5 protein-coding genes are annotated in these 4,253 nt (G+C 55.6%); 4 read left to right on the top strand and 1 reads right to left on the bottom strand.

The features are described from left to right. Positions 1–332: CDP-alcohol phosphatidyltransferase family protein (locus NCN04_RS08630; protein WP_350223246.1), on the top strand; the 332-nt coding region annotated here is incomplete at its 5' end. Here the strand turns inward: NCN04_RS08630 and NCN04_RS08635 are convergent. After that, positions 298–1,221 carry an NAD-dependent epimerase/dehydratase family protein gene (locus tag NCN04_RS08635; protein ID WP_250395820.1) on the bottom strand — a complete coding sequence of 308 codons (924 nt, stop codon included), beginning with the start codon at positions 1,219–1,221 and terminating at the stop codon, positions 298–300. The genes NCN04_RS08630 and NCN04_RS08635 overlap by 35 nt on opposite strands. Before the next feature lie 106 nt (positions 1,222–1,327). Between NCN04_RS08635 and hisA the strand changes: the two genes are divergently transcribed. From hisA to NCN04_RS08650, 3 genes are all read left to right on the top strand, one after another. Next, positions 1,328–2,098 (top strand): 1-(5-phosphoribosyl)-5-[(5-phosphoribosylamino)methylideneamino]imidazole-4-carboxamide isomerase, encoded by a 771-nt coding sequence (hisA, locus tag NCN04_RS08640; RefSeq protein WP_048346724.1) that lies wholly within the window; start codon positions 1,328–1,330, stop codon positions 2,096–2,098. 124 nt (positions 2,099–2,222) lie between these two features. Next, positions 2,223–2,654: a Fur family transcriptional regulator gene (locus tag NCN04_RS08645; protein ID WP_048348204.1), complete on the top strand. Its 432-nt coding sequence runs from the start codon at positions 2,223–2,225 to the stop codon at positions 2,652–2,654. Between the two features lie 69 nt (positions 2,655–2,723). Beyond that, positions 2,724–4,253 (top strand): DUF3685 domain-containing protein (locus tag NCN04_RS08650; protein ID WP_502988771.1); only part of this gene is annotated, 1,530 nt, incomplete at its 3' end.

A 4,253-nucleotide genomic window follows, 5' to 3' on the forward strand; every position in this document is an offset into this window, starting at 1 on the left:
TGTTGATCAGCGCACCGCTGATCTGGTTGGCGGCAGAAGGAATCCTTCCGGTCTGGGCGGTTTGGCTTTTGCTGGCCCGTGAATTGCTGATCTCTGGCTGGCGTGGTGACAGCAGTGATGGGGCACCAGCATCCGCTGCAGGTAAAGCGAAAACAATCCTCCAATTCCTCAGCCTTGCCCTCATGCTTTGGCCCCCGTTGTGGGGAGATCCAGCACTCGTTCAAGCTTTAAGAGTGGTTGGCGTGGGTTTGTTTTGGCCCTCGTTGGTTTTGGCTTTGTGGTCAGCTTGGGGGTATCTCAAGCCTTACCGATCAAAGCCTGGTCAGCGCTGAAGTCTGGATTGGATGTGGGTTGGTCTTTGTACTCCCGTTGATAACTGTCAACAAGACAGGCACAAGCGTCAAACCGCGGCGCCCAAGCCAGCTCACGCCTGACCCTGGTGGTGTCGGTCAAAAAGTGACTCAGCCTTAGAGGGAAGGCCTTGCGCGCTTTGGGGTCCAGTCCACTGGGGTCGAATGGTCGTAAATCCAAGCTTTGAGGGTCTCGCCCACAGGCCACGGCTGCCGCTTCGATCAAGCCGCGGAAGCTGATGCCCTGGCTTGCGCTGCAGTTGTAGATCCGATTGCAAGCTGCATCCACCTCAAGCGAGCGAGCCATCGCCTCAGCAAGGTCTTCTGCATGGCCGATCTGGGTGATGGTTTCTCCTGATCCTGGAAGGGGAATCGGCTGATTATTCACGATTCGGTCAAAGAACCAGCGCTCCACTGGGTTGTAATTCCCAGGCCCCACGATGTAGGTGGGACGGAAGCTGGTGAAGGGGATCCCCTGCTCTTGGAGCCATTGTTCGGTGTCAGCCTTGCCGGAATGTCGACTGGCGGGATCGATCTCAGCTGTTTCATCCAACGGCCATTGCGTCGATGCGGCATAGACCCCGGCGGAACTCACGTATAGAAAGCGATGGGTGGGGGCGCCTGTCATCGCTAAGACGCGACGACTGTCGTCCAAAGTGCGTCCCGAGCTGTCGATGATGACCTCAAAGCCGCGTCCCTTGAGTTGTTCGAGATCGGCATCAACGCTGCGATCTCCTTGAACTGACTCCACTCCGTCGGGTGAGGGAAGGCGACCTCGTGTGAACAGGGTGAGTGCATGCCCCTGGTCCTGAAGCCTTGCGACCAATGGCTTCCCAACAAAGCGGGTGCCACCCATTACGAGAATCTTCATCAGCAAGGCGCTCAACCCAGCCATTGAAGCGCGCCCATTCAACCGCAGGCATGAAGCTTGACCCCCTGGCCTGCAGGATGGGAGAGAGAAACGTGCCACGGGCGTCATGGAGATCATCCCCGCCATCGACCTGTTGCAGGGAAGCTGTGTTCGTCTGCATCAGGGTGACTACGACCAGGTCACTCGCTTTAGCGACGATCCACTTGCACAGGCTCAACACTGGGTGAAACAGGGTGCAACCCGCCTCCATTTGGTGGATCTCGATGGTGCGCGCAGTGGTCAGCCCATCAATGATCAAGCGGTTCGCTTGATTGCCAAAGAGTTATCGATTCCCGTGCAACTGGGTGGCGGAGTGCGGTCGTTGGAGCGGGCTGAAGAGCTGCTCAGTTGTGGACTGGATCGGGTCATTCTCGGCACCGTGGCGCTTGAGAACCCCGAGTTGGTGAGGACCCTTGCTCGCCGCCACCCTCACAAAATTGTGGTGGGCATTGATGCACGCAATGGGCTTGTCGCCACGCGTGGCTGGGTGGAAGAGAGCGACGTGGAGGCCACGGCTCTGGCTCAGCATTTGAGTACGGCGGGCATCGCGGCCATTATCAGCACCGATATTGCAACGGATGGCACGTTGGCTGGTCCGAATCTGGAAGCATTGCGTGCCATGGCTCAAGCGAGTGAGGTGCCCGTCATCGCCTCTGGAGGCGTGGGGTGCATGGCAGATCTGCTTTCGCTCCTAGCCCTGGAACCGTTGGGTGTGGAGGGAGTCATCGTGGGTCGAGCGCTCTACGATGGTCGCGTCGACTTGCATGAAGCTATCCAGGCGATTGGTGAGGGACGTCTGCAAGACCCTCTGAGTGATCACAGCAGCACGATCGCTTGATACGAATTGAATTCATTGGAACCCTGGATGCTCCTTGTGTTCAACGAAGTCTTGAATAGGGTTTTAAGATGCGATTAATAAAGTTGCATTAGTGGCGGTCGATAGCAGGAATCAACGTTCGGAATTGTCCGCTGCATCCAGTGGACTCCAAGCCACTTTTGAGTTGTGCCGAAAGCTTGGGATGCGCCTCAGTCAGCAGCGGCGGATGGTTCTTGATCTGCTTTGGACTGAAGCCAGCCATTTGAGCGCCAGAGATATTTTTGAAAAGTTGAATGATCAAGGTCGACGAATTGGGCATACATCGGTGTATCAAAACCTCGAAGCTCTCCAGAGAGCTGGGGTGATCGAATGTCTGGATCGGGCCAGTGGTCGCCTTTACGGCTACCGAAGTGACCCCCACAGTCATCTCACCTGCCTCGAGACTGGACGCATTGAGGATCTCGATGTTCAACTGCCTGATGAACTCGTGCGGGAAATCGAGGAGCGCACTGGTTACACAATTGAGGCCTACACCCTTCAACTCAGTGGACGGCCTAGAGAGTTAGATGGGCGCTGATGATTCTCGCAGGAGCATTTGCTCCTGCACCAATTCCTTGCGATCATTCGTGTGGAACGGATTACAGCGGTGAACGGGATTCCAAACAAGATTTTGCTTATCGCAAGGAATCTGCTTGCTGAATCACTTTTGTCGGGGCTGGCTGGCAACAAAGGGATAGTGGTCTCTGTTTCAACAGATCAGCTGGATGGACAACCTGATCTTGTGATCTGGTCCATTGAAACGGTTGCATCTCCGGCCCTTCTTCAGCTCGAAGTCATCAAGCTTCAAAGCCGTTGGGGATCAGCTCCTCTGCTGTTGTTGCTCCCCGCGAACCTCCCTTGCGATCCCACTGATCTTCTTTCCCTGGACTGCGCGGGATTGCTTCAAGACCCTGATCTCACGCAATTGCAGCAGAGCATTGAGACGCTGCTCTCTGGGGGCAGGGTGGTCGAATTGACGTCGCACCCCTCGTCCGAGTCGTTTGAACCTGTCCAGTCACCAGGACTTGGGTCTTGGTTGTTGATGACTGGGCTTCAACAAATCAATCATGACCTGCGCTTGATCGAGGTCCTGTTGAACCCACCACCAGAGAATCCGATGCTGCGATTCATGCTGGAGGGACGTTGTCGTGAATTGCGCAGTGCCCGTCAGCTGTTGCTCTGGCTTTGGGGTCCATTGCAATTGGGGCTTGAAGCTTCTGTTCCCCTCCAACAATCGTCTCACTTCCGTGAACCTCCAGGAACTTCGATTCAGTTAAAGGAGAGAAATGGTGCTGCGGTGTGGAACGCCATTCATCAACGCCTTGAAACGGCGGTCACTGGAGGTCTCAGCAACGCGACCGGTCAGATGCTGGCGATTGAAGGTCTTCAGCCTGAGAGACGACGCGAGCTCTTGCTTGCCCTTTTGGATCAGCTCAATGCAGTTTTGCAAAGGTTGCGCCTCGATCAGCAGGCTTGCGTCGAAAAGCGATCCGATCAGGCTCTTTCGGAGCACTGGCAGGCTCTGCAACCTGAATTGCGTCAGCAGGCTTTATGCACGATGGCGGGTCATTACGTCCGCCTTCCCATGGGAGAGGAATTAAGCGGTGTGGCCGATCACCTGCTTCTCAATACCGAGCTCGAAGACATGGATGAGGAACTGCCAAATCCGAAGCGGATGCTGGCTCCTTTCCTTGACAACCAGCCTGTTTTGGTCGATGGACAGCTGTTGCCAGCCGATGATCCCCGCGCCTTGCTGCAGCTTGAAACGTTGGTGAGCAACTGGTTGGTGCGCACAGCGGAACTGATTGGCTCTGAGTTACTTGGCGTCTGTGGAGATTGGCCTGAGTTGAGGCGCTATCTGTTAGAGCAACGGTTGATCTCGACCAGAGAGCTGGAACGTCTACGCAACCAACTCAATACTCAGTCTCGTTGGCAAACCTGGATTCAACGTCCGATTCGCCTCTACGAAAGCCAGCGGCTTCTCTATCAACTCAACAATGGAACGATTGCACCGTTGCTGCTAACCGAACCCAGAGACGAAGAGTTGCGTCGTCTTGGCTGGTGGCAACAACAGGTTGCTCTTCTGCTAGAAGCGCGGGATGCCCTGGCTCCTCAGGTTCAACTTCTCGTCCGCAGA

It is taken from the genome of Synechococcus sp. MU1655, from assembly GCF_023630655.1.
Classification (GTDB): domain Bacteria; phylum Cyanobacteriota; class Cyanobacteriia; order PCC-6307; family Cyanobiaceae; genus Synechococcus_C.